Here is a 25551-nt window from a genome sequence, read left to right on the forward strand (position 1 = left end):
GCGATGGCACAGCCGGTCAGACTGCTCAGCGTCGGCGCCTTCACCCTCGACACGATCCTTCGCGTCGAAACGCTGCCCGCGCATCAAGGCAAGTTCATCGCCAGCGACGGCGTCCAGATCGCCTCCGGCATGGCGACGAGCGCCGCCTGCGCCGCACGGCGCCTCGGCGCCCAGGTCTCGCTATGGGCGAGCGCGGGCGACGACCCGGTCGGCGACCAGCTGATCGCCGACATCGAGGTCGAAGGCGTCGACTGCAGCCTCATCCGTCGCGTCGCCGGCGCGCGGTCGGCGCTGGCGGCGATCCTGGTGGATGCGCATGGCGAGCGCGTCATCGTCCCCTTCTACGACAAAAAGGCGCAAGCCGATCCCGAGGCGCTGCCGCTAGCCGACCTCTCCGCTTTCGATGCGGTGCTGGTGGATGTCCGCTGGCCGGGGGCCGCGGCGCTTGCTCTGAGCGCAGCCAGATCGATCGGCCGCCCGGCGATCCTGGATGCCGACACCGCGCCCGTCGAGGTGCTGGAGCGGCTCCTGCCCTTGGCCTCGCACATCGTCGCCTCGGAGCCGGCAGCGCGCATCGTCTGCGGCCACGCGCTCGACCCCGAAAGCGCCTGCGCCGACCTTGCCTCGCGCACCGATGCCTTCGTCGCGGTGACCGGCGGCGCCGCCGGCACCTGGTGGCATGACCGGGCGACCGGGCGCGTGCGCCATGTCGAGACGCCGAGGGTCAAGGCGATTGATACGCTCGCCGCGGGCGACGTCTTCCATGGCGCCTTCGCCGTCGGCCTCGCCGAGGCCATGCGCATGGAGGAAGCCCTGCGCTTCGCCAGCGCCGCCGCGGCGCTCAAATGCCGGCGCTTCGGCGGCCGCCTCGGCGCGCCGGATCGGGCTGAGACGATGGCGATGATGGCGGCGCACTGGCCGGCATCCCAAGAAGGCAAAGGGAGCTGAGATTCAGGTCAGGCCGAGTCGAAAATGGCGGATTTCGAGAACCGGAGCGGAGCGTACTTTTCGTACGTGAGCACCGGAAGCGCAGAAAGCCGTCATTTGCAGGCCGGCCTCACCTGAATATCAGTTCCCTTTGGGGTGCTCGACCGCCTGCCGGCCAAAGTCCGGCACATCAATGTCCTGGCCGGCCTCGATGATCGAGCGGCGGATGGCGCGGGTGCGAGTGAAGAGGTCGAACAGCTTTTCGCCGTCGCCCCAGCGGATCGCCCGCTGCAGCGAGGCCAGGTCCTCCGAGAAACGCGCCAGCATCTCCAGGATGGCGTCCTTGTTGTGCAGGCACACGTCCCGCCACATGGTCGGGTCGGAAGCGGCAAGGCGGGTGAAGTCGCGGAAACCGGAAGCGGAATATTTGATGACTTCGCTCTTGGTCACCGCTTCCAAATCGTCCGCCGTGCCGACGATGTTGTAGGCGATGATGTGCGGCAGGTGCGACACGATCGCCAAGGTCATGTCGTGATGCTGCGGGTCCATCGTGTCGATGTTGGAACCGCAGCGCCGCCAGAATTCCGAAAGCGTCTCGAGCGCGGCGGGATCGGTGCCCGGCAGCGGCGTGAAGATGCACCAGCGGTTCTCGAAGAGATCGGCAAAGCCCGCATCGGGTCCGGACTTTTCCGTGCCGGCCAGCGGATGTCCGGGGATAAAGTGCACGCCTTCCGGCACATGCGGCTCAATCTGCGCGATCACCGAGGCCTTGGTCGAGCCGACATCGGTGAGGATGGCGCCCTTCTTCAGCGCCGACGCGATCTCGGCCGCTACCTCGCCGGACGAGCCGACCGGCACCGAGACGATGACGAGGTCGGCGTCACGCACCGCTTCGCTGGCGTCTGTGCCGTAGGAGTCGCCAAGGCCAAGCTCCTCGGCGCGCTTCAGCGTCGATGCGCTGCGCGTCGCGATGGCGATATGGCGCGCCAGGCTCTCGCGGCGGATGACGCGAGCGAGCGACGAGCCGATCAGGCCGATGCCGACCAGCGCTATTTTCTCGAACATCGGTGATGTCATGGTGTTCTAGCTTTTCAGGAAGGTCTTGAGCGCGTCGATAACGCCGCGATTGGCCTCTTCGGTGCCGATGCTCATGCGCAGCGCGTTTGGGAAACCGTAGCCGGTGACGCGGCGCAGGATGTAACCGCGCGCACTGAGATAATCGTCCGCTGCCGCCGCCGAATGCTTCTTGCCGTCGGGAAAATGGATCAGCACGAAATTACCGACGCTCGGCGTGACGCGCAGGCCGAGCCCGGTCAGCTCCGCGCTGAGCCAGGCCAGCCATTTCTCGTTATGCGTCGCGCTGCGCTCGATATGGGCGCGGTCGCGGATCGCGGCGATGCCGGCCTCGATCGCGGTGGCGTTGACGTTGAAGGGGCCGCGGATGCGGTTGATCGCATCGACGATATGCGCCGGGCCGTACATCCAGCCGACGCGCGCGCCGCCGAGCCCGAGCTTGGAGAAGGTGCGGGTCATCACCACGTTCTCGGAGCTGCCCGCCAGCTCGATGCCGGCTTCATAGTCGTTGCGCCGTACATATTCGGCATAGGCCGCGTCGAGCACCAGGAGCACGTCCTTCGGCAATGCCGCGTGCAGCCGGCGCACTTCCTGGAACGGCACATAGGTGCCGGTTGGATTGTTGGGATTGGCGAGGAACACGACCCGCGTCGCCGGCGTCACCGCGGCGAGGATCGCGTCGATGTCGGCGCGTTCGTCGGTTTCCTTGACCGCGACCGGCTTGGCGCCCGCCGCCTGGATGTAGATCTTGTAGACCATGAAGGCGTGCTCGGTGAACACGGCCTCGTCGCCCGGCGCGAGATAGGTCTGCGCCAAAAGACCAAGGATCTCGTCGGAGCCGTTGGAGCAGATGATGTTGGCCGGGTTCAATCCATGCACCTCGGCGATCGCCTCGCGCAGCCGGCGGGCAGAGCCGTCCGGATAGACATCGAGCTTCGCCGCCACTTCGCGTGCGGCCTCGATCGCCTTCGGCGAGGGCCCGAGCGGATTTTCGTTCGCCGACAGCTTGTAGACTTTCGCCACGCCGGCCGGCGCGGTGCTTTTTCCCGGCACATAGGCCTCGATGTCCATGATGCCCGCGCGGGGCGCCGGACGGGGCTGATCCTGCTTCATGTCACAAATCCGTCGAGAGGGCCTCTTCAAGGCCGCAGCGGAAATACAGGCCACGGGCTGGAATGTCGAGTGCCGGCGCCTGGTGCATGCGAACGCCAGCGAGGAGGCTACCCGTTGACGAAGCGCGGCGCTGGTCCTAGAAGGACTGCCAGACTTCCGTGGTGATTTGGCCGGTCGGCTTGCAGCCACGTTAAACAACTCGCTAAAGGGCCGTTTGCAACCTGTAACCGGCTTTGCGACGGCAATGCCGGTTTTTTGTTGTCCGCCGCCGGCCGGACACCGCGTCGGGACGAGACCGTTGCGGCACAGGATGAGGACGGACATGGCCGCTCAGCGCGCTGCAAGGACCAAGAACGAGGCCGACCATCCGTCGAGCCCGGTGCTGCAGTTCGGCCCCGACAAGCCGCTGAAGCTCGACGCCGGTACCATCCTTTCGCCTTTCCAGATCGCCTACCAGACCTACGGCAGCTTGAACGACGCACGCTCCAACGCCATCCTCGTCTGCCACGCGCTGACCGGCGACCAGCACGTCGCCAACACCAATCCGGTGACCGGCAAGCCGGGCTGGTGGGAGGTGCTGATCGGCCCCGGCAAGATCATCGACACCAACCGCTTCTTCGTCATCTGCGCAAACGTCATCGGCGGCTGCCTCGGCTCGACCGGCCCGGCCTCGACCAATCCGGCGACGGGCAAGCCCTATGGGCTCGACCTGCCGATCATCACCATTCGCGACATGGTGCGCGCGCAGGCGATGCTGGTCGATCATTTCGGCATCGAAAAGCTGTTTTGCGTGCTTGGCGGCTCGATGGGCGGCATGCAGGTTCTGGAATGGGCGGCGAGCCATTCGGAGCGTGTGTTCTGTGCCCTGCCGATCGCCACCGGCGCCCGCCATTCCTCGCAGAACATCGCCTTCCATGAAGTCGGCCGGCAGGCCGTCATGGCCGATCCGGAGTGGCATGGCGGCAAATATCTCGATTTCGGCAAGCGCCCGGAAAAGGGGCTCGCCGTCGCGCGCATGGCCGCTCACATCACCTACCTTTCGGAAGCCGCGCTCCACCGCAAGTTCGGCCGCAATTTGCAGGACCGCGAGGCGCTCACCTTCGGCTTCGACGCCGATTTCCAGATCGAGAGCTACCTGCGCCACCAGGGCATGACCTTCGTCGACCGCTTCGACGCCAATTCCTACCTCTATCTCACCCGCGCGATGGATTATTTCGACCTTGCCGCCGATCACGGCGGGCGCCTCGCCGATGCCTTCGCCGGCACCAAGACGCGCTTTTGCCTGGTCTCCTTCACCAGCGACTGGCTGTTCCCGACCGAGGAGAGCCGGTCGATCGTGCATGCCTTGAACGCGGCGGGCGCTTCCGTCTCCTTCGTCGAGATCGAGACCGATCGCGGCCACGACGCCTTCCTGCTCGACGAGCCGGAGCTGTTCGCGGCCATCAACGGCTTCATCGCGTCGGCCGCCCGCGTCAGGGGGCTCAGCCTATGACCCCGAACCGAAGGTGGGCGAACGCAAAAAGTTGCGGACTTTTCGGAGCGGGATCGTGCTCCATGCAGGAGGCGAGGCCATGAGCGTCAATCGCGCCCAGCGTGTCGACCTCGAGGTCGTCACCGATCTCATCCCGGCCAATTCGCGCGTCCTCGATGTCGGCTCGGGCGACGGCGTGCTTCTGGAGCTTTTGCAGGAGACCAAGCAGGTCGACGGCCGCGGGCTGGAACTGTCGCAGCGCGGCGTCAATGAATGCGTGGCGCGTGGGCTGTCGGTCATCCAGGGCGACGCCGACACGGATCTGAAATTCTACGCCGACAAGGGCTTCGACTTCGTCGTGCTGTCGCAGACCCTGCAGGCGACGCGCAACCCGAAGATCGTGCTCGACGAGCTGCTCCGGATCGGCAACCGCGCCATCGTCTCGTTCCCCAATTTCGGCCACTGGCGCGTGCGCTTCTCGCTGCTGGTCAAGGGCAGAATGCCGGTCACCAAGGACCTGCCCTACTCCTGGTACGACACGCCCAACATCCACTTCTGCACCATCCGCGACTTCGTCAACCTGTGCGAGGAGCTCGGCGCGACCGTCGAGAAGGCGACCGCGCTCGACGCCAACGGCCAGAAGATCGGCCTGTCGATGCCCTGGTGGTTCTGGAATTTCTTCGGCCAGCAGGCGGTGTTTCTGCTGAGACGTTGACGCCACGGCGCGAATTCCACAATCTAGCCAAGCACATCCGTAGCCTTGTGCGGATGCTCGACGCCGTCGACGAAGACCACGTCGGACAGCGAATTCTCGGTGCGCAGCGAAAGGATCGCCTGATAGGCCGGCGAACTATACCAATCCCGAACATGCCGCCTGTCGGGAAATTCGATGACGATCAGATGCCCGGGCCAGTTGTTTTCGACGACCTCGACATCACCGCCATGGACGACGAAGCGCCCGCCGAACGGCGCCAGCGTGGCGTCGATCCTCTCCAGATACTCGATCATCCAGGGACCCGGCGTGACTTGGCGCATGTGGGCAACGGCGTAAGCGGTCATGATCCTGCTCCTTCAGGGTTGAAGCCGATCGGCCGGCCTCGTTGGATCATGATGCAAAAGTCAGGTAGTCTGGTCGATTACCTCGGAGATCATCGAGACAAGGCCGGCCTCCGACCATCGCCCCGCGGGCTGTCGCATAGCCAGGACGTCAGTTGTGTTGCCATCAAACCGCAATGTTGCGGAAAAGCCACTAACTTCGGCATTTCTCGGCCAGCTTGGCGTGACACAAGGGTGGCTTTTTTGTAGCGTCAGCCGCAAATCAAAGGTGGGGTACGAGGATAGTCATCAGACCCATCCGACAAACGCCAGATCCGACCGGCAGTGGCAGCCCGATGTCGAACCAGGACGTTCCGCTGATCTCAGTGATCACGCCGACCCACAACCGGCGCAGCCAGGTCGTGCGCGCGGTGGAAAGCGTTCTGGCGCAGACACTTACCCGCTTCGAGCACATCGTGGTCGATGACGGCTCGACCGACGGGACGGCCGCCGCGCTGGCCGAAATCCGCGACCCGAGGCTGATCTATGTCGGCGCCAAATGGCGCGGCGCCAATGCGGCGCGCAATGCGGGCATCGAGCGCGCGCGGGCGCCGGTGGTGACTTTCCTCGATTCGGACGACGTCTATCTGCCCGACCGGCTGGAGCGGACGCTGGCGCGCTTCGACGAAAATCCTTCGCTCGAGGTGCTGATCAGCTCGTTCCTGTCACTGAAGGGCGGCCGCAGCACCAAATGCATCAATCGCGACGCATTGCTCGACAAGGGCACGCTGCAACGCGCTTTGGTCTCGCAGACCATCTTCATTGCCGGCTCGGCGATCACGGCAAGGCACGAGTCGCTGCTCGCGATCGGCGGCTATGACAGCGACATCACGCGCATGCAGGATCGCGAATTGCTGCTGCGCTTTGCCCAACGCAGCGGCGCCCTGCTGTCGCAGGACATCGACTGGAAGAAGTACAATTCGGAGAATTCGATCTCCGGCCGCCGCGACGGCTATGTCGAGGCCTATGCCAGTCTGATCGACAAGCATCCTTACATCGCCGACCGCTATCCCGACGTTCCGCCTTACATGATCGCGCGGCAGATCATCGCCGATATCCTCAAAGGCAGGTTGCCGCAGGCGTTTTCGGGCTATCACGCCAACCGGTCGTCCAAGTCGCTCGGCTACTCGCCAGCCAAACTCTTGCGCGGCTATGTCGTCGGCCGCCGCTGGCGGCGCGACTGCTATGATGAGTTCCGCGCCAAATACGGCGCCCGGGCGGTCTGAGAAAACCGCAAGACGGCTATCTGTCGAGTTCCGGAAAATACGGATCGGAAAACCGCTTCCGTAGGCGCTCGCCCAGCAGGCAATCGACCGGCGTCGCATCCTCGACATGGAAGGATTTGGCGTCTGTCAGGCCGCTGACTTCCTGGACCAGCTTGCGGCGGACGGCGGTCGAGAATTCGGACGCCTGGTAGATCGGCAGCACGAACGAACCGGCTCCTCCGGTCACGCAGTCGGCGTAGTAGCGGTCGAGACGGCCGACACTCGGCGACGGACTGATGAGTATGGGCAGGCCGTTGATGACGATACCGCTGGCGACGGCGGCGTCACGGACTGCGGTGACGGGCAGCCCGGTATTGTTCGGCCCGTCTCCCGATATGTCGATGACACGGCGTGGCGCCGAAAAGCCGGTTCTCTCCAGAAGCCCGGCGCCGAAGCCGAGGGCGCCTGAAATCGAGGTGCCGCGGAAGCTGCGGAACGGCCGCGCGGCGATCTTGTCGGCGAAGGCGTTGGCGCTGTCCTCGCCGTCGATGATCTGCCAGGCAATGGCCCCGTCCTCGCGCACGACGCCTGCCCATTCGAAATAGGCGAGCGCAATGCGGCCTTTTGGACCCGAGCGTACGGCGTTGATGAAGTCGGGGTGGCGCAGCGCTTCGACATAGCCGGCGCGCTGCAGGGCAAGTTCTCGCTCGTCCATCGACTGCGAGATGTCGACGGCAAGCACGAGTTCCAAGTCCACCGGCGCGCCTTTGCCCGGCATGGGCAATGGCGCCGCCTCGGCGCAGGCAAGGCACATAAGCAGGCCGAGCATCGCAAGCATGGCAGCCTCGAACGACCCGGCGATTTTCCGGGCGATCGCGGCGAAAATAAAGCTATTTCTTCCCGTGACGGGCGGCGATGGGTGGTGGCTCGATCGCGCCGGCGCGGACACGAGCCGGCTTCAAAGCCGGCGCGCCGGTATCCTTCACGATGTTCAGCGCGCGCGGGAAGAACTGAGTGTTGTGCTGGCCGCGTCCGATATTGACGATCGCGGTTTCGGGCAGGCGCTTCTGCAGCATGGCCAGCACCCGCCGCAACGTAGGCCCGTCGAACGCATCCAGGGCTTCGTCGATGATCACCCATTTCGGCTTGCGCAAGGCCAATCGGGCGAAAGCGAGCGAGCGTTGTTCGTCGTCGCCCAACTCGCGTTCCCAGCGCCCGGGATGATCAAGGGTGGTTGCCAGTCGATCGAGGCCGACCTCGCCAAGCACTGCCGCGATCTCGGCATCGCTGGCCGGGGCCTCGCCGTTCGGGTGATCGAGCACCTCGCGCAGCGTGCCGGCCGGGAAATAGGGCACGCGCGGCACGAAGATGGGAGTCTCGCCGGCCGGCAGGCCGATCCGGCCGCTCCCCCATGGCCACAGGCCGGCAATGGCGCGGAAGAACAAAGTCTTGCCTGCGCCCGGCTCGCCGGTGATCATGACGCGCTCGCCGGAGTGGATTTCGACATCCGTCTGGGCAAGCTTGGTGCAGCCTTCCGGCGAAGCCACCTGAAGCGTGTCGAAAGTCAGGCTGCCATTGGCGTTTTCGCCGAACTGGATGTGTTTTTCCGTGTCATGCAGCGCGTCGGTTTCGGTGAGCGCGATGCGGAAATCGGCCGCGCGCATCAGCGTCGCGCGCCAGTCGGCGATACTGCCGATGTTGTTGATGAACCAGCGCAGAGATGAATGAACCTGGTTGAAGGCGCCGACCGCCATCATCAATCCGCCGAACGAGATGTCGCCCGAGAAGTAGACCGGCGACGCCACCAGGATGGGCGCCACCACCGTTATCCAGCCATAGGTGTCGGTCACCCAGGCGAGGTTGATCTGCGCGGTGAAGATGCGTCGCATGGCGCCCAGCACCGTGCCGAGATCGAGCTCGAGCCGGCGCCTGGCGTCGGGCTCGCCATGATAGAGCGCGATCGCGTCGACGTTCTCGTTGACCCGCACCATGGAGGAGCGCAGCTCCGCCTCGCGGGTGTAGCGCTCGCTGTTGAGGCCGATCAGCGGACGCCCGACCAGCCAGCTCAGCCACGAGGCGATGCCGGCATAGAGGAACGCGGCCCAGACCATGTAGCCCGGTATCTCCAGTGAATAGCCGCCGACGTGGAACACGAAGCCGGAAGACAGCTCCCACAGCACGCCGATGAAGGAGACAAGCAGGATGAACGACTGCAGCAGGCCGACGCCGAGATCCGTCGACAGGTCCGACAAATGAGCGGCATCCTGCTGCATGCGCTGGTCGGGATTGACGCCGATGGCGCCTGCATTGGCCAGCCGAAAGGCCCGCGCCGGACGCATCCATTGATCGATCAGGTCCAGCGTCAGCGCCTCGCGCAGCCGCAGACGGATCATCTGGTTGAGCCAGGTCTGGCCAATATTGAGCACCAGAAGCCCGCCGGCGATCATCGCAAAGATGAGGAGCTGGTGCAGGAAAGCCGCCATGTCGCGCCGGGCCAGCGCATCGTAGAAAGGCTGGTTCCAGCGGTTGAGCAGCACCTGTCCGATCGAGGTTGCGACGATGACCGCGACGATGCCGATGGAGACCCAGCCAAGCTGCCTGCGCACCGGCGAGGACTTCAGCCCCAGCTTGATCGTCGCCACCTGGTCGGCGAGGCTGCTCGCCTCCACCGAGACGGCGGATCTTTGCGGGCCCGGCTTTCTATCGGTCTGATCGTCCATGAAGGATATTCCTGGTTTCCGTGGCGGTCATGAATGCCGCGCCAAACAAGCATTGCTTAGATCGGGCATGCCTCAGATAGGGTGACGATCGCCGCGCGATGCAAGGCGTGGTAGCGATCACGAACGCGTCACTTGGCCGGGCGCGACGTCAGCCGCGCGCCGGCCAAGCCGCGTTGCGCCCTGTGGCGAGAAGACCGGCACGAACACGCGGCGAGAGGCGCGCTGCGCGACCGGCACGCCCTGATAGAGTCGCTTCTGCGCCTCGACGACGATGACGCCGGAAAAGATCGGCCAGAACCGCCGGCCGGCTTTCTCCAGAACGTTGTGGAAGCGCATCATGAAACGCCTTGGCGACGGCGGGAAGAACAACGCGTCGCTCCATGTCGCCGGGGTGAAGTTCGCCTCGCGCAGCAGCTCGGTCAACTGGCCGCGCGAGAACGGCCGGCCATTGCCGAAGGGCGTGTGCTCGAACCGCGCCCAGACGCCGCGCCGGTTGGGCACGACGATGACGACCCTGCCCGCCGGCGACAGCACGCGCCAGATCTCGTTCAGCGTCTCGCGCGGGTTTTCGGCATGTTCGAGCGAATGCACCAGGAGCACGCGGTCGATGCAGGAATCGACCAGCGGCAGTTCCTCGTCGAAGACCAGCGCCGTCGCCGTCGGCCCCGACACCGGCCACACCACCGCGCCCTGCGTCGCCGGCATGAAGGCGAAGACGCGCTCGGCATCGGTGCCGAAGCGTTCCAGCCAGGGCAGCGTATAGCCGAGGCCGACCAGCCGCTCGTTGGGAACGGTTGCCCATATGGACGACAGCGCCATGGTGATCGAACGCTCGGCCAGACGCCCGAGCGTGGTCGAGTAGAAGGAGCGCAGGTCGACGATATCCGAATGCATGCGCGGGACGGTAGCCGCGAAGGAGCCCGAGTTCAACAAAGCGGTCAAGCTCAACAAAGGCGGATGACATCGGCGGCCGGCCGCCCTATCTCTGCGGCGATAACGGAGAGAAATGTCGATGCCGGTCGAAATCGAGCAGTTCATGTGCCGCACCGACAATTTCGGCGTGCTGGTTCACGATCCGAAAAGCGGGCAGACGGCGATCATCGACGCGCCGGAGGAGGCGCCGATCCTGGCGGCGATCAAGCGCACCGGCTGGACGCCGACATTGGTCCTCACCACGCACCATCATGCCGACCATGTCGAAGCCAATCTGGCGCTGAAGGAACGCTTCAAATTGCGCATCGTCGGCCCGGAAGCCGAAAAGGCGAAGATCCCCGGCATCGACGAGACGGTTGGCCAGGGGTCGGTCGTGCGCCTTGGCGAGGAAAGGGTCGAAGTCATCGAGACGCCCGGCCATACCGCCGGCCATGTCTCCTATTATTTGCCGGCCTCGAAGGTGGCCTTCACCGCCGACACGCTATTTGCGCTGGGTTGCGGCCGCCTGTTCGAATGCAAGCCGCCGGTCATGTATGAATCGCTGAAGAAACTGGCGGCGCTGCCGGCGCAAACCGCCATCTATTGCGGCCACGAATACACCTTGGCCAATGCCCGCTTCGCGGTGACGGTCGACCCCAGCAATCCGGTGCTGAAGCAACGCGCAGCTAAAATCGAAGCGCTGCGCGCCGACAACAAGCCGACCTTGCCGACGACCATCGGCGAGGAATTGTCGACCAACCCGTTCCTGCGCTGGCACGACCCGGCGATCCGCAAGCATCTCGGCATGGAGAAAGCCTCGGACGCCGAGGTCTTTGCCGAGATCCGCAAGCGCAAGGATAATTTTTGAGGCATATCGCCCAAAGTGTGCGGCGGATTTTGGGATAACGACATGCATCAAGACAAAGGATGCGAATGACCACTAGCGCCGCCGAGATCATCGCAACGCTAGGCCTCAAGCCGCATCCCGAGGGCGGCTGGTATGCCGAGACCTTTCGCGACGCCGCGGGCGGCTCGCGCGGTCATTCGACCGCGATCTATTTCCTGCTCGAGCAGGGCCAGCTTTCGGCATGGCACCGGGTGAAGGACGCGGCCGAGGTCTGGCACTTTTATGCCGGCGCGCCGCTGGCGCTGTCGATGCACGGGGAAGGCGCGGGCGTGGTCATCGAACAGGTGCTGGGCACGGCTCTTGCCGCCGGCGAGCGGCCGCAGATCGTCGTGCCGGCCGGCTGGTGGCAGTCGGCGCGCAGCCTCGGCGAATGGACGCTGGTCGGCTGCACCGTGGCGCCGGGCTTCGATTTTGCCGCCTTCGAGCTGGCCGAGCCGGGCTGGCAGCCGAATATCGCCTAACTGAGAAGAAAACCCAGCGTGATCGCCAGTTGCGCGGCGTAGTAAAGCCCCCAGACCGCGTACCGCATCCACAGGCGATGCGGCGAGATTGCCGCGAGCAGGAAGCGCTCGGCCGCCAGCAGCCCGTCCGAGGCGATGAACAGCACCGCGCCGGCAATCACCCCGGGATAGTTCGTCGTGAGCGCCGAAATGCCCATGGCGAGGATCGCCGCGACATAGACGGCGACCGGGACGCGCAGTTGCGGGCCGACGCGGCGCCAGAGCGCGGCAAGCATGACGATGCTGAATGCGGCCATGGCGAGCGCAATCGCGCCCCGCCAGGATTCGGCGCTCAACAGGCCGAGCCCGCCGCCCACCTGCAAAAACAGCGCGATATAGGCGATGTGGCCGGCGAGAAAGCTCGCCAGCCCGCCGAGAAAGGCCTTTTCGCCGTCGCGCGACAGGAAGGCGTCGCCGGTCGCGCTGAGTGCCAGCGCCGCGACGAGCAGCAACGGACCGCCCTGCATGGCGGCAAGCACGGCCAGCAAAGCCACGGCAAGCGTCTTTGCCGCCGTGCGCGTCCATTTCGGCGGCATGTCGAGCGCAAAGGCGTAGATCACCGCCGCGACGAACGAGAACAGCAGCGTCGCGTTGGCGTTGGCCTCGACGCCGCCGGGAAACGGCATCATGCGTTGACCTCTTTGGCCGCCGGCTTGCGCATCAGCAGCGACTTTGCCGCGAGCGTGGCGCCCCCGGTGATGAGCACGCAGGCCGCGAGGATGCGCAGCGACGGCTCGGCGACGCCGGCAGCGATCAGCACCAGCGTCGACAAAAGCGGCGCGGCGTAGCTCGCGGCGCCCAGCACCTGGATGTTGCCGCGCTTGACGCCGATGTCCCAGGCGTAGAAGGCCGCGCCCACCGGCATCAGGCCGAGCCCGATGACGGCCAGCCACTGTCCAAGGCCATCCGGCAGCACCGTCTTCTCAAGCAGAAAATGGCAGATAAGCGACAGCACCGACGTCGCCGCGCAGAACCAGGTGACGATCGAGGTCGGCACCGACGGGAAGCGCCGCGACAGGAGCGAATAGGACGACCACAACAGCGCGCAGACGGCGGCCATCGCATAGCCGAAGGCGTAGCGCGCGTCGAAGGCGAGCGCGCCGCCCTTGGTGACGATCAGGAAGGTGCCGGCAAGGCCGAGCAGCGCGCCGACGACATGGTTCCAGGCAAGCCGCTCGCCCGGCATCAGCGCCGAGCCGAGCACGATCAGCAGCGGCCACAGATAGGCGATCAGGCTCGCCTCGACCGCCGGCGCGTTGCGCAGCGCCGTGAAATAGAAGAAATGGTAGCCGAACAGCCCGGCTATGCCGATCACCCAGACCTGCGGCGGAATCTTCTGGCTCCGGTCGGGCGCCGGCATCAACAGCCGCGCCGCCAGGCCGACGCAGGTGCCGATGGCGAAGGTGATGGCCGACAGCAGGAACGGCGGCACTTGGCCCGAGGCGTCGGTGAGCAGCGCCAGCAGCGCCCACATGGCGACCGCCGAGAACCCGATCAGTGTTGCGCGCGCCATTCGTTCCCCCGCCGGCGCGCGGTAGCGCCTGATCTAGTTGACTGCTTCGAACCGTCCCGCGCTGATGGTCAGCGGACCGATCTGGGTCCCGACCGTGGCGCGGATCGGCGCATATACGCCGGATTGGCCGAGCGGTGCAAACGTCACCAGCATGCGGCTCTTGTTCTTCAGGAAATTCAGCGCCTTGCGGCCCTTGCGATAGCCCGCCACCGGCTCGAAGCCCATCTTGCAGGTCACCGTGTCGCCCTTATAGCCGGGCACCGAGATCGAGCCCTTGGAGGCATAGGTCAAGGTCAGGTCGGCGCGCATCTCGCCGTCATAGAATTTGACTGTCCGTCCGCAGACCTTATCCAGGCTGTCGGCGTGGATGACGGTCGCGGCCATGGGATCGAGCACCGATCTCAGGTCGCTATCGCCGAGCGGCACCCAGCTCTTCGGATCGCGCTTCTTCGGCGCCGGAACGACTTGCGTGGAGGCGACCGCCCCATTGTTGAAGCGGATGTCGACCATCGAGGTTTTCTTGCCGGACGTGTAATCGGCCCTGAAGGCATGCGGCTGCATCTGCTTGCCGGAAATCGTGCCTTTCGACGAGATCGTGCCTTTCGTGTCGTCGAAGAGCTTGCCGAGGCCGGCGGCCGAGACGGTGCCGTCGATGGCATAGCTGTCGCCTTCGTAGCGGCTGGAAAAAGTCGCCCTGGCGATCGAAAGGCCGAGATAGGACACCGTATACTCGCCCTTGAAGGACTGCGGCGCCGCGGCGGCGAAGCTCGTTGCCGGCACGGCAAGGGCAAGCAGGCTGGCGAATGCATGAGATGGACGGAGCATGGCGGCTGGCGAATCCCTGGCGGTTCGGCCGGAACGCAGCGGCTCCAGCCTGGCATATCCCTTCGCGATGGGCTTATACTGTGAAATCCGGCCTTTATATGGAGCGTGCCTGACGGCTGGCCGCGTGCCGGAGCTTGACGCAGTGGTGAAATGCCACTATGGAACGCCAACTTTTCCAAAGGCCGCCTGACCGAGACCGCGCGCCGCCCGGCGCGGGCAGAATGGTTTGGCAGGTTTAGAAACTGAAGGTTAGACAAATGTCCCGCACCTGCGAACTCACTGCCAAGGCAGTTCAGACCGGCAACAATGTGAGCCACGCCAACAACAAGACCAAGCGCCGCTTCCTGCCGAACCTGGTAAATGTGACGCTTATTTCCGAAGCGCTGAACCAGAATGTTCGCCTGCGCATTTCGGCCAACGCGCTGCGTTCGGTCGAGCACCGCGGCGGCCTCGACGCCTTCCTAGCCAAGGCCGACGTCAAGGAATTGTCGCAGCGCGCGCGTCTGCTCAAGAAGCAGATCGCCAAGAAGCTGGCCGAGCAGCCGGCCGCTTAAAGCAGCTTTCAGGCGGGGGACGACCGCCTCGAGCCCGGCCAGACCGGTGCTCGAAACAAGGGCGGGCGTTGGCATGGCGCTCGGCTGGTTCCATTACCCAGGATAAAAAAATGAATTTCCTGACGCGATATTTGCCCTTTGTGGCCGCCATGGCGCTTGTCGTCGTGGCCTCCAACATCCTTGTCCAGTTCCCGATGCAGGGCCAGGTCGGCGGCCTGTCGCTGGCGGACGTGCTCACCTGGGGCGCCTTCACCTATCCGTTCTCCTTCCTGGTCACCGACCTCGCCAACCGCCGTTACGGTCCGGCCGTGGCGCGCAAGGTGGTGTTCGTCGGCTTCATGACGGCGGTGACCTGCTCGATCCTGATCCCGCCTTTCCTGTTCCGCCACGGCCTGATCGAGTTCGAGACCGCCGCCGACCGACTGGTGCGCATCGCGGCTGCCTCGGGTGCCGCCTTCCTCACCGCGCAATTGCTAGACGTCACCGTCTTCAACCGGCTGCGCCGGCAGAGCTGGTGGCGCGCGCCCATCGTCGGCACCCTGGTCGGCTCGGTGTTCGACACCATCGTCTTCTTCGGCGTCGCCTTCTCCGCCGCCTTCGCCTTTGCCGGCCCCAATGACAGCTTCGCGCTGGAGACCGCGCCGTTGATGGGCGTGCTGCCGGTCGAGACGATGCGCTGGGTGTCCTGGGCGCTTGGCGACCTTTCGGTCAAGCTGATCATTGCCGTGGTGGCGCTGATCCCCTACCGGCTGCTCGCCGCCCGCTGGAGCCAGCCGGCGGTCGCGGTCGGAGCATGATCTCAAAAAGTGGGACTCGGGTTTTGGAAAAGATCATGCTCCAAACAAAAAGAGAGAGCATGATCCCGAAAAGTGGGACCCGGTTTTTGGAAAAGATCGTGCTCAAACCAAAAGAGAGACCGTGATCCCCTGGGTTCAGCTCGATTCGGCCCGCACGCCTGATGGCGCGCAGGAACTGCGCCTGAAGCGGCGCGGGGCTGAATTCTCGATCATGCTCGGCACCAACGAGCTGATGAACAGCCGCCTCAGCGGCTCCGAAGAGGCGCTCGCCAGGCTTTCCTGCGAGCGGATCGCCGACCGCAAGCGGCCAAGCATCCTCATCGGCGGGCTCGGCATGGGCTTCACCTTGCGCGCCGCCCTCGCCGCGCTCGATCGCGACGCCGCGGTCACCGTCGCCGAACTGGTTCCCGCGGTTGTCGCCTGGGCGCGCGGCCCGATGGCGGGAATCTTCGACGGCAGCCTCGACGATCCCCGCGTCACCATTCGCGAGGCCGATGTCGGTCATCTGATAAGGGTGGAAAAAGCCGCCTGGGACGCCATCCTGCTCGACGTCGACAATGGCCCCGAAGGCATCGTCTACAAGGGCAATGATGCGCTCTATGACGCCGCCGGCCTCGCGGCCGCGCGCGGCGCCTTGAAGCCCGGCGGTGTTCTGGCTATCTGGTCGCAGGGACCGGACAGCCGCTTCACCCGGCGGCTGAAAGAGGCCGGCTTTGCGGTTGAGGAGATCAACACGCGGGCCAACGGCAAGCGCGGCGCTCGCCATGTCATCTGGGTTGCAGCCAACAGGCCCTGACGCCTTTCCAGCCGCAGCTTTACGCTTTGTTACGCCCGATGATGCAGGATCGCGAAAATTCTCCAGGGCATTGCGACCAGCATGACCGTGCAAGGCACCGGTTGGAAAAACGATCTCCTGCTTGCGTTGTGCGCCACGCTTGTGGTGCTGACGATCAACGCGGTTTCCGGCTTCCCCACCCTTGCCAACTACGGCGCCGACAATGACAGCATGCTGCGGCTGGTCGAGGTCCGCGACCTGCTCGGCGGCCAGGGCTGGTTCGACCTCCATCAATACAGGATGGGCGCCCCGGGCGGCTTCGTCATGCACTGGTCGCGGCTTGTGGACACGCCGCTCGCGCTGATCATCATGGCCTTCGATGCGCTCGGCGCCAGCACCGCCACCGCCGAACGCACCGCGCAGATCATCTGGCCGACCCTGCTCTACGGGCTGACCATATTCGTGCTGATGCGCGCCTCGCAGCGCTTCGCCGGCGCGAATGTCGCGATGCCGGCGCTCGTCCTGTCGACGGCGGGCCTTTTCTTCCTGGTGATCTACAGCCCGGGCGTGATCGATCACCACAACGTCCAGCTGTTGCTGACGGCGGCCGGCCTCTGGCTCCTGATGGAAGCGCCTTCCTGGCGGCCCGCGGCCCTTCTGTCGGGCATTTGCGCCGGCCTGACGCTGGCTGTCGGCATGGAGACCGCTCCCTATGTGGCGGTGCTTGGCATCTGTGCCGCTGTGCTGTTCATCCTCGACGACAATGAGCGCGTCATCGCCCGAGGCTTCGGCCTCGGATTTGCCGGCATCGCCTCGCTGGTCTTCGTGGCGACCATCCGGCCAGCCGACTGGGGCGTGGCCCAATGCGACGCCTTCTCGTCCTTCCAGCTCGCGGTTGCCGCGCTGTCCGGCTTCGGCCTGGCGATCGCCGCTGCATTGACCGGGTCGATAACCCGGGCGCGGCTCGGCTTCACGCTGGCGCTTGCTTTGGTGGTCGCGGCCGCCGCGATGCTGTTCTTCCCGCAATGCCTGGCGTCCCCCTATGCGGGCATGGACGAGCGTATCCGCGCCTATTGGCTGGCCGACGTGGTCGAGGCGCAGCCCTTCTGGAGCGTCGCCGTCCACCAGCCGAAGCTGATGGCGGCGCGCTATGTGACGCCCTTCATCGCCATCCTGCTGATCGGCTTTCAACTCCGAACGCGTCGCCTGCGCCGCGAGGAAATGCTCGCCGCCATCCTGCTTGTCGTCGCCTTCGGCGTCAGTCTCTGGCAGGTGCGCGGCTCGACCTTCTCCGTCGCCTTCGCCGTGTTGCCGCTCTCGGCCTGGATTGCGAAAATCCGCCTGCGGGCGGACGCCGCGCCGTCATTGCGCCTTTCCACCGGCATCGTCATGGCGTGGCTGGTCTCGCTCAACGCGACCTGGGCAGGGGTCGCGATGGCGGCACAGTCGGTGATCCAGAAGGCGCCGCAGCGGATCAATTCCGATCCCGATCACGCCGTGACCTGCGGCAAGCCAAGCGACTTCCGCGATCTTGCCGCCATGCCGGCGACGACAGTGCTTGCCTCGTCCAATCTCGGCTCGGGAATACTGATGTTCACCCGCCACCGGGCGCTGGCCGGCCCTTACCACCGCAATGTCGGCGGCAACCTTGCCATGCTCGACGCTTTCATGGGAGCGCCGGACGCAGCGCGCGCCGTCATTGAGCGCGAGCATGTGGGGCTGGTCGCGATCTGCCGCGGCAACACGGAAGAGATATCGCTGGCCCTGGACGCACCGAAGGGCCTTGCCGCGGCGCTGCTGCGGGGCGACCTGCCGGCATGGCTGGAACTGGACCAGTCGACCGCGGGAAAACCGATCGAGATCTACAAGGTCCGTTGAATATCGGCCCGCGGCCATGTCAGCATCGTCGACCGCGTCCCTCGCAACGCGCTCGTTTCGCGCTGATGCAACATCCCTTCGTGATTTAGAGGACCGCGATTGAAGTCGGTCCCGTGGATCATTGCAATCCAGCCTGTGCTTTGGCTAGCATTTCGCCGGGGCGGCGATATGTGTATTCAGGAAATTTGGATTCGGGGCTTTAGATTGGGGAGAGGGTATCCATGTCGGCCATAGACGGCGCGGTGGCGCCAGCATCAGCCAAACAAATGCTGCAGCATGTTGTCTCCCACATGGTGGGCGCCGTAGACCGCGCCGCGTTTGTGGAAACGCCTTTCTGGCATCTGGAAATGACCGATGTTTTCCCCGCGGACCTTTATCTGCGCATGCGCGCCGCCATGCCGGAGGCGCGTGAATATCGTGCGCTCAAGGGGCGCAACAACGTCAACATTCAGGCCGACGGCACTGCGACGCGGATCAAGATCGACCTCTACCCCGAATATATCCGCCATCTGCCGGACGAGAAGCGTGGGGTCTGGTCCCTGGTCGGAAAGGCACTGCATGCGGTAGAACTGAGGGACGCATTCATGCGCCGCCTTGCCCCGGGCCTGGAGCGCCGGTTCGGGTCGGATTTCATGAAGGTCGGCATGTATCCGGTGCCGATGCTGACGCGCGACGTGGCGGGCTACAAGATCGGTTTCCACACCGACACGAAATGGAAGGGCATCACGGTCCAGTTCTACCTGCCGGAGGACGACTCGATCAACCACATCGGCACCCGCTTCGCCGAGCGCAAGCCGGACGGGCGTTTTGAGAATTCGCACCGGATGTCGTTTTCCCCGAACACCGGCTACGCCTTTGCGGTCGGCACCGACACCTGGCACGCTGTCGATACCGTCGGGCCGGAGGTCCGCACCCGCGACAGCATCCTCCACACCTATTTCGTGGACAACACCGCGACGCTCAAGATCCGCAACCGGAGCAAGCGCGCCGCCAATTTCGTGATGAACGAAGTCCGCCACGTCGGCCGGTAGAGCCGGATGATTTCAGGTCGAACCGACCTGAAATCTGAATCCGGCTCTAAATCAAAGAGATAGAGCATGATGTCGTCCGAAAACCGCTCCACACTTTTCGGCATCATGCTCTAGAGCAAGTCCAGGGCGGCTGGATTCTGCCAGCGATCCTGCTCAATCCTGGTGCAGGATGAACTCCAGATAGAGGTTGCGCTGCAGGATCGAATGGTTGTCGTCGGAGATCAGCGACACCATCAGCGCGCCGTCGTCGCGGGTCCACACGTCGAGCCCTTCCATATTGTCGATCTGGTAGCCCATGTCGGCCTCCATCAGCACCGGCCCGTCGGCGATCGCGCCCTTCTCGACGCTTTCGCCATGGATGCGCCGCAGCCGCATCTTAACCCCGCGCGCGAGCGAGAAGCTGCGCTCCAGGAGCAGCAGATCGCCGTCCGGCAGGAAGGCGCCGTCGGTTATGTCGAATTCGCCGTCGCGCCTGACGGTGAAGACGCCCTTATGCGGCCCCTCGATGATGGCGGCATAGACGTTGCCGGCTTCGTCGAGGCTCCTCTCCGAGACCACGACCAGGCTGCCAGCGTGCTGCCCATAAGGGTTGGCGTGGGTGACGGTCTCGAAGCCGCGATTCTGGCGCAGCTCCTTTGCCGGAACCAGGTAATCGAGCTGCCGGATCGGCGCCTTCATATCGTCGGGATCGATCTTGAACTGGGCGACACGCTGGTCGCGCTCGAAGCCGACGGTGGCGATACCGTCCCTGACCGCGAGCCCTTCCGCGTCGACCTCCCACTTCCGGTCGGTCGGCCGGCCCGAAGCGTCGACCATCTGCTGCATGCGGAAGTTAGAAACGCCGGATGGGCGCTTGTCGGCACCATGCGTGATCGTGCCGAAGAACCAGAAACCGGTGTCGGCGACGCCGATGAAGTCGCTGCCCGGCTTCAGGAAGCGAAAGGCCGACAGCGCGCCGAAATCGCGCGCCGGCGAGGTCATCTCCAGCCCGCCGACGAATTCAAGCGGCCCGAACCGCGTCTCGTCGTGGCCGACATGGAACTGGCTGATCGGCCGCGCCGAAATCTCGACTGTTTCGACGAGAGTTCCCGGAGCGGCAATTGCCGGCGAGGCGCAGGCCAGCACGCAGGCGAAAAGCGTCCGCCGCGCACGCCGCCCCGAAAGGATCATCCGGCGCGCCGCAATCCGCCGCGCCGCGTGTCGCGCGCGCTTTCCTCGCCGAACAGCGAGGCGAGCTGCTCGGTCATGGCGCCGGCCAGTTCCTCGGCATCGACGATGGTGACGGCGCGGCGATAATAGCGCGTGACGTCGTGGCCGATGCCGATCGCCAGAAGCTCGACCGGCGAGCGCGTCTCGATCAGCTCGATGACCGCCCGCAGATGGCGTTCCAGATAGTTGCCTGGATTGACCGACAGCGTGGAATCGTCGACCGGCGCGCCGTCCGAGATCATCATCAGGATCTTGCGCTGCTCGGGCCTGCCGATCAGCCGGTTATGCGCCCAAAGCAGCGCCTCGCCGTCGATGTTCTCCTTGAGCAGGCCCTCGCGCATCATCAGCCCGAGATTGCGCCGCGCGCGCCGCCATGGATGGTCGGCGGATTTGTAGATGATGTGGCGCAGATCGTTGAGGCGGCCGGGGTTCGGCGGCTTGCCGTCCTTCAGCCATCTCTCGCGCGCCTGTCCGCCTTTCCAGGCGCGGGTGGTGAAGCCGAGGATCTCCACCGAAACGCCGCAGCGCTCCAGCGTGCGCGCCAGAATGTCGGCGCAGGTCGCGGCGACCGTGATCGGCCGGCCGCGCATCGAGCCCGAATTGTCGAGCACCAGCGACACCACCGTGTCGCGGAATTTCGTGTCGCGCTCCTGCTTGAAGGACAGCGGCTGCATCGGATCGATGACGACGCGCACCAGCCGGGCCGGATCGAGATAACCCTCCTCCAGGTCGAAATCCCAGGAGCGGTTCTGCTGCGCCATCAGCCGGCGCTGCAGCCGGTTGGCGAGCCGCCCGACGACGCCGGAAAGGTTGGCGAGCTGCTTGTCGAGGAAGGCGCGCAGCCGGTCGAGCTCCTCTTCCTCGCACAGGTCCTCGGCGCCCACCGTCTCGTCGAAGGCGGTGGTGAACACCTTGTAGTCGATCTCTTTCGGCAGGTTCAGGAACGGATTGTCATTGCGCTTGGCCTCGCCCGGCGTCTCGGCGTCGGCATCGTCCTCGTCGGACAAGTCGTCGGAGGTGGCGTCGGTCGCTTCGGTCTCGGCCGAGTCTTCCTCATCGGCGGACGCTTCCGCATCCTCGGACTGCGACTGATCGGAGCCGGAATCCTCCTCGCCGCCCTCCTCGCTCTGGTCCTCGCCCTGCTGCTCGTTCTCTTCGTTGTCCTCCGAGTCGTCGGTTTCCTGGTCGTCGCCGAGCTCCTCGGCCATTTCCATGGAAACCAGCATGTCGCGCACGACGCGGGCAAAGGCCTGCTGGTCGTCGAGCTTGGCCGACAGGCCGTCGAGGTCGCCGCTCGCCTTCTCCTCGACCCAGGGGCGCCAAAGATCGACCATCCGCTCGCCGCTCTTCGGCACGGGACGTCCGGTGAGCTTCTCGCGCACTATCAGCGCAATCGCTTCCTCGAGCGGCGCGTCCGCCTTGTCCCTGACGTCGACGAGGTTCGCCTTGGTGTATTTGTCCTCGAGCATCGAGCCGATATTGTCGGCCACACCCTGCATGGCGCGGCTGCCGATCGCCTCGACGCGCGCCTGCTCGACCGCGTCGAAGATGGACCGCGCCAGCTTGCCTTCCGGCGCCAGCTTGTTGTGGACGCGCTGATCGTGGCAGGCGCGCTTCAGCGCCATGGAATCGCCCAAGCCGCGGGTGATCGCGATGTCGTTGCGCGAAGCCTTCTTGGGCAGCTCGGGCAGGCGCGCGCGGTTGCCGGCCAAAGCCGGCCGGTCCTTGGCAAAACCGACCTCAAGGTCCTTGTCGCCGGCGACGGCGCGCATGCACACGGTGACGGCGCGCTTGAAGCTGTCGGCTTCAGACCCGTTCTTCGGCTTGTTGCGCGTGTTGTCGCCTGGACCCGCCATGATCATTCCCTGCGCGATTGATGCTGAAAGGCTGGAAGCCTTTCGGCTGCGCGCCTAGCCCAGCACCACGTTGGCGGCGCTCTCCGGCAGATCCTCGCCGAAGGCGCGCTGGTAGAACTCGGCCACCACCGAACGCTCCAGCTCGTCGCACTTGTTGAGGAAGGTCAGCCGGAACCCCATGCCGATGTCGCCGAATATCTCGGCGTTTTCGGCCCAGGTGATGACGGTACGCGGGCTCATCACGGTGGACAGGTCGCCATTGATGAAGGCCGAGCGCGTCATGTCGGCGACGCGCACCATCTTGTTGACGATGTCCTTGCCCTTGCTGTCGCGATAGTGCTTGGCCTTGGCCAGCACGATGTTCACCTCGTTGTCGTGCGGCAGGTAATTGAGCGTGGTGACGATCGACCAGCGGTCCATCTGCGCCTGGTTGATCTGCTGCGTGCCGTGATAGAGGCCGGTGGTGTCGCCAAGGCCGACCGTGTTGGCGGTGGCGAACAGCCGGAAGGCCGGATGCGGGCGGATGACCCGGCTCTGGTCGAGCAGCGTCAGCCGGCCGGACGATTCCAGCACGCGCTGGATGACGAACATCACGTCCGGGCGGCCGGCATCGTATTCGTCGAAGCAGAGCGCGACATTGTGCTGATAGGCCCAGGGCAGGATGCCGTCGCGGAATTCGGTGACCTGCAGGCCTTCCTTGACCACGATGGCGTCCTTGCCGACGAGGTCGATACGGCTGACATGGCTGTCGAGGTTGACACGCACGCAAGGCCAGTTGAGCCGCGCCGCCACCTGCTCGATATGCGTCGACTTGCCGGTGCCGTGATAGCCCGACACCATGACGCGGCGGTTATAGGCAAAGCCGGCGAGGATCGCCATTGTCGTCGCCTTGTCGAACAGATAATCCGGGTCGATGTCCGGTACATGCTCCGTCGCCGCCGAATAGGCGGGAACGATCATCTTGGAATCGAAGCCGAATTTCTCCTTCACCGACACCGTCGTGTCGGGCAGGTTGGCGATGTCGCGATCGACCTTGTTCATCTTTATCAACATCTCCACGGGCGAAACGCCGCGTTTCGCCGGCAATCGATTTTGTCCGGGGGCGGTCTTAGAGCCTTTTCCAACCTTATGAAAGTTGGAAAACGACATGGGACCGTAGGGCCGCTCAGCACAATCCTGCTTGCTTGAGCACGCGATAGGCCTGCAGCACATCGCGGAACCGGTCTTCCGAACCTCTGTCGCCGCCATTCGCATCCGGATGGTGGCGCTTAACGAGTTCCTTATAGCGTGCCTTGATGTCCTGACCAGTCGCCTTTGTATCAAGGCCAAGCGTTTCCAGCGCCTTGGCCTCAAGCGGCTTTGCCTTGCGCTCGCGCGGCTCGCGCGCGCCTGAACCGAACAGATTGAAGGGATCGCGCATGCGGTTGTGGTAGCCGGCGCGGCCCGAGCGCTGTTGCGCGAAATCCGGCGCCGAGCGCGTTCCGCCGACATTGGCGCCCATGCGCCAAGTCGGCCTGTGGCCGGTCAGCGCCTCCTTCTGGAAGCGGGCGATCTCTGTGTCCGACACGCCGGAGAAGTAGTTGAAGCCCTTGTTGTATTCGCGCACATGGTCGAAGCAGAAGCGGAAATACTCGCCCTCCTTGAGGCGCCCGACCGGCGCGCGATGCGTTCCCGCCTCGCTGCAGCCATCCCACTGGCAGATCGGCGCGCGCGACTTCAGCTCCGCGTCCTTCTCCGGCCGGATTCGAATTTTCTCGAAATATTTGGGATACGCTTTCATCTCACCCATTTATGGGCTGTTCGCACGTGCGAAACAAGAATTGACATTTCGCCGATGATCGCTCTAACCGCTGAATCGCGGCTTAAAAGCGGTCGAAATTCAAGATTTTGCGGCTATGCCGTCAAGTGGGGAAGGGAAACGCGGATGTCCATACAGTCGACAATTGAAAACAAGCTGAAGGCGGCGTTTTCGCCCGAAAGGCTCGCCGTCATCAATGAGAGCCACCTTCACGCCGGTCATCATCACGTCGAGTCCGGCCACCACGCGACGTTCGACGGCGCCGGCGAGACGCATTTCCGCGTCCGCATCGTTTCGCCGAGCTTTGCCGGCATGGCTCGCATCGAGCGCCATCGCGCCGTCAACGAACTGCTTGCCGACGAATTGAAAGCCGGCGTGCATGCGCTGGCGATCGAGCCGGCGGCGCCCGGCGAGAAGACGCGCTGGTAGTCAGCCGACGGTCGCCTCGAGGAAGGCCAGCGCAGCCGCGGTCAGGGCATCGCCGTCCTCGCCGAAATCGCGGTTGATCGACATATGTGTATAGGCGCTGCCGTCGAACAGCGTGACCTTGGTGCCGGTGGCGCGCAGGCGTTCCGCGAAAGCTTTCGATTCTTCGCCTCGCCCGGATGCCCGCGAATAGGCGATGAAGGTCGGCGGATGTTTCCTGCCGTCGACATAGCTCGCCGGCGACAGCGCCGCCCACTGTGCCGGGTCGGGGAAGGCACGCGCATAAGCCCGAACCATGCCGCCATTCCTGGAAAGCGCGGCAAGGTCGTAGGCCCTGGTGTCGTCGAGGATCAGCGCGGCGATACCGGGCAATCCGCCGCGCATGCCGGTCAGCGCAATCAGATGGCAGCCGGCCGAATGGCCCATGCCAACGATGCGGTCCGGATCGCCGCCGTGCCGGGCGATGTTGGCACGCACATAGGCGTAGGCCTTTTCGACATCGCCGGCCTGGGTGGCGACATCCGCCTGCGGCAGCATGCGGTAATCGATCGAGACGAACACGAAGCCATTGGCGATGAGGAAGCCCGGCTTGGCGCCGACCTGGCCGCGGTTGCCGAACCGCCAGGCGCCGCCATGGACGAAGAACACCACCGGCAGCTTGTTCGCGCCGTCGCCTGCATGGACATCGAGCTTGGCCGGACCGTAATCGAGGGTTTGCGGTTCCGGCTGGCCCGGACGCCCGGCGGCCGACGCACCTGGCGGCAACAGTGCCGCCAGCGATGCCGCGATGAGGCTGCGTCGATTGATCATCGTCATCTCCAGTCAGGTTGCGACGAAAGCGCACGGACGCTCGCCACGCACCTCATTTACGAACCAAAAATGACAACTTTCGGTGCGAAAACAAATCCGGTCCTTGACGGTCCGCCGGCAATCACCACGTATCTTATCAGGCGAGCATTTTCGGC

The 25551-nt window shown here is 64.8% G+C and carries 26 protein-coding genes and 1 riboswitch; of the genes, 12 read left to right on the forward strand and 14 right to left on the reverse strand.

Translation table 11 applies throughout. From position 1 onward, the window contains the following. The first annotated feature begins 3 nt into the window (after positions 1-3). Positions 4-948 (forward strand): sugar kinase, encoded by a 945-nt coding sequence (locus FJ956_RS05390; RefSeq protein WP_140679755.1) that lies wholly within the window; start codon positions 4-6, stop codon positions 946-948. Positions 949-1068: 120 nt separating this feature from the next. On the opposite strand, the gene FJ956_RS05395 is transcribed toward FJ956_RS05390, so the two are convergent. After that, complete coding sequence (locus tag FJ956_RS05395; protein ID WP_181170258.1) at positions 1069-2004, reverse strand: prephenate/arogenate dehydrogenase family protein; 936 nt, start codon at positions 2002-2004, stop codon at positions 1069-1071. Between the two features lie 6 nt (positions 2005-2010). After that, positions 2011-3114, reverse strand: coding sequence for a histidinol-phosphate transaminase (gene hisC, locus FJ956_RS05400; protein ID WP_140679751.1), 1104 nt, complete (start codon positions 3112-3114; stop codon positions 2011-2013). Between the two features lie 148 nt (positions 3115-3262). Continuing rightward, a riboswitch (SAM riboswitch) is annotated at positions 3263-3340 on the forward strand. 96 nt (positions 3341-3436) lie between these two features. Here hisC and FJ956_RS05405 point away from each other — a divergent pair. Both FJ956_RS05405 and metW read left to right on the forward strand, forming a co-directional pair. Continuing rightward, the gene (locus FJ956_RS05405; protein WP_140679749.1) at positions 3437-4606 is read left to right on the forward strand and encodes a homoserine O-acetyltransferase; all 1170 of its coding nucleotides are present in this window, start codon (positions 3437-3439) and stop codon (positions 4604-4606) included. Positions 4607-4685: 79 nt separating this feature from the next. Next, on the forward strand, positions 4686-5300 hold the full coding sequence (metW, locus tag FJ956_RS05410) for a methionine biosynthesis protein MetW (protein ID WP_140679747.1): 615 nt from the start codon (positions 4686-4688) through the stop codon (positions 5298-5300). 23 nt (positions 5301-5323) lie between these two features. Here metW and FJ956_RS05415 read toward each other — a convergent pair whose 3' ends face one another. After that, positions 5324-5644: a DUF1330 domain-containing protein gene (locus FJ956_RS05415; protein WP_140679744.1), complete on the reverse strand. Its 321-nt coding sequence runs from the start codon at positions 5642-5644 to the stop codon at positions 5324-5326. 332 nt (positions 5645-5976) lie between these two features. Here FJ956_RS05415 and FJ956_RS05420 point away from each other — a divergent pair, with 332 nt between their 5' ends. Then, positions 5977-6906 (forward strand): glycosyltransferase family 2 protein, encoded by a 930-nt coding sequence (locus FJ956_RS05420; protein ID WP_140679738.1) that lies wholly within the window; start codon positions 5977-5979, stop codon positions 6904-6906. A gap of 16 nt (positions 6907-6922) precedes the next feature. Here FJ956_RS05420 and FJ956_RS05425 read toward each other — a convergent pair whose 3' ends face one another. The 3 genes from FJ956_RS05425 to FJ956_RS05435 form a co-directional block, all read right to left on the reverse strand. Beyond that, positions 6923-7723, reverse strand: a complete 801-nt coding sequence (locus tag FJ956_RS05425) for a DUF1194 domain-containing protein (protein ID WP_140679734.1) — start codon at positions 7721-7723, stop codon at positions 6923-6925. 52 nt (positions 7724-7775) lie between these two features. After that, positions 7776-9605, reverse strand: coding sequence for an ABC transporter ATP-binding protein/permease (locus tag FJ956_RS05430; protein WP_140679727.1), 1830 nt, complete (start codon positions 9603-9605; stop codon positions 7776-7778). Positions 9606-9722: 117 nt separating this feature from the next. Next, complete coding sequence (locus FJ956_RS05435; protein ID WP_140679720.1) at positions 9723-10499, reverse strand: methyltransferase domain-containing protein; 777 nt, start codon at positions 10497-10499, stop codon at positions 9723-9725. 118 nt (positions 10500-10617) lie between these two features. On the opposite strand from FJ956_RS05435, the gene gloB reads away from it, so the two are divergent. After that, a complete protein-coding gene (gene gloB, locus FJ956_RS05440) occupies positions 10618-11385 on the forward strand; it encodes a hydroxyacylglutathione hydrolase (protein ID WP_140679712.1) in 768 nt (255 codons plus the stop codon). Between the two features lie 65 nt (positions 11386-11450). Further along, on the forward strand, positions 11451-11885 hold the full coding sequence (locus FJ956_RS05445) for a cupin domain-containing protein (protein ID WP_140679704.1): 435 nt from the start codon (positions 11451-11453) through the stop codon (positions 11883-11885). On the opposite strand, the gene FJ956_RS05450 is transcribed toward FJ956_RS05445, so the two are convergent. From FJ956_RS05450 to FJ956_RS05460, 3 genes are read right to left on the reverse strand one after another with little or no spacing between them, the layout of a single operon-like run. Continuing rightward, on the reverse strand, positions 11882-12553 hold the full coding sequence (locus FJ956_RS05450; RefSeq protein ID WP_140679697.1) for a lysoplasmalogenase family protein: 672 nt from the start codon (positions 12551-12553) through the stop codon (positions 11882-11884). The two genes, FJ956_RS05445 and FJ956_RS05450, sit on opposite strands and share 4 nt — an antisense overlap. Next, positions 12550-13437 (reverse strand): DMT family transporter, encoded by an 888-nt coding sequence (locus tag FJ956_RS05455; RefSeq protein WP_140679688.1) that lies wholly within the window; start codon positions 13435-13437, stop codon positions 12550-12552. The genes FJ956_RS05450 and FJ956_RS05455 overlap by 4 nt, the downstream gene beginning before the upstream one ends. Before the next feature lie 33 nt (positions 13438-13470). Next, a complete protein-coding gene (locus tag FJ956_RS05460) occupies positions 13471-14262 on the reverse strand; it encodes a DUF3108 domain-containing protein (protein ID WP_140679681.1) in 792 nt (263 codons plus the stop codon). A gap of 257 nt (positions 14263-14519) precedes the next feature. On the opposite strand from FJ956_RS05460, the gene rpmB reads away from it, so the two are divergent. The 5 genes from rpmB (at position 14520) to FJ956_RS05485 (ending at position 19297) form a co-directional block, all read left to right on the forward strand. Further along, on the forward strand, positions 14520-14816 hold the full coding sequence (gene rpmB, locus FJ956_RS05465) for a 50S ribosomal protein L28 (protein ID WP_027167505.1): 297 nt from the start codon (positions 14520-14522) through the stop codon (positions 14814-14816). 110 nt (positions 14817-14926) lie between these two features. After that, on the forward strand, positions 14927-15613 hold the full coding sequence (locus FJ956_RS05470; RefSeq protein ID WP_140679674.1) for a queuosine precursor transporter: 687 nt from the start codon (positions 14927-14929) through the stop codon (positions 15611-15613). 121 nt (positions 15614-15734) lie between these two features. Continuing rightward, entirely contained in the window at positions 15735-16409 is a 675-nt protein-coding gene (locus FJ956_RS05475) for a hypothetical protein (RefSeq protein ID WP_140679667.1), read from the forward strand. A gap of 81 nt (positions 16410-16490) precedes the next feature. After that, entirely contained in the window at positions 16491-18266 is a 1776-nt protein-coding gene (locus tag FJ956_RS05480; protein ID WP_140679660.1) for a GtrA family protein, read from the forward strand. Positions 18267-18487: 221 nt separating this feature from the next. Further along, positions 18488-19297: a hypothetical protein gene (locus tag FJ956_RS05485; RefSeq protein WP_246672122.1), complete on the forward strand. Its 810-nt coding sequence runs from the start codon at positions 18488-18490 to the stop codon at positions 19295-19297. Between the two features lie 153 nt (positions 19298-19450). On the opposite strand, the gene FJ956_RS05490 is transcribed toward FJ956_RS05485, so the two are convergent. The 4 genes from FJ956_RS05490 to FJ956_RS05505 all read right to left on the reverse strand — a co-directional run bounded on the left by FJ956_RS05490 (position 19451) and on the right by FJ956_RS05505 (position 24151). Continuing rightward, positions 19451-20467, reverse strand: a complete 1017-nt coding sequence (locus FJ956_RS05490; protein WP_140679653.1) for an esterase-like activity of phytase family protein — start codon at positions 20465-20467, stop codon at positions 19451-19453. Then, the gene (cobT, locus tag FJ956_RS05495; RefSeq protein ID WP_140679645.1) at positions 20464-22362 is read right to left on the reverse strand and encodes a cobaltochelatase subunit CobT; all 1899 of its coding nucleotides are present in this window, start codon (positions 22360-22362) and stop codon (positions 20464-20466) included. Before cobT ends, FJ956_RS05490 begins: the two co-directional genes overlap by 4 nt. A gap of 54 nt (positions 22363-22416) precedes the next feature. Continuing rightward, entirely contained in the window at positions 22417-23403 is a 987-nt protein-coding gene (gene cobS, locus FJ956_RS05500; protein WP_140679637.1) for a cobaltochelatase subunit CobS, read from the reverse strand. A 124-nt stretch (positions 23404-23527) separates the two neighbouring features. After that, complete coding sequence (locus tag FJ956_RS05505) at positions 23528-24151, reverse strand: J domain-containing protein (protein WP_140679628.1); 624 nt, start codon at positions 24149-24151, stop codon at positions 23528-23530. Between the two features lie 135 nt (positions 24152-24286). Between FJ956_RS05505 and FJ956_RS05510 the strand changes: the two genes are divergently transcribed. Continuing rightward, positions 24287-24589, forward strand: coding sequence for a BolA family protein (locus FJ956_RS05510; RefSeq protein ID WP_095767436.1), 303 nt, complete (start codon positions 24287-24289; stop codon positions 24587-24589). Here the strand turns inward: FJ956_RS05510 and FJ956_RS05515 are convergent, their stop codons facing one another. Beyond that, positions 24590-25396, reverse strand: a complete 807-nt coding sequence (locus FJ956_RS05515; RefSeq protein ID WP_140679620.1) for an alpha/beta hydrolase — start codon at positions 25394-25396, stop codon at positions 24590-24592. Positions 25397-25551 lie beyond the last annotated feature (155 nt).

The organism is Mesorhizobium sp. B2-4-3 (genome assembly GCF_006442815.1).
Classification (GTDB): domain Bacteria; phylum Pseudomonadota; class Alphaproteobacteria; order Rhizobiales; family Rhizobiaceae; genus Mesorhizobium.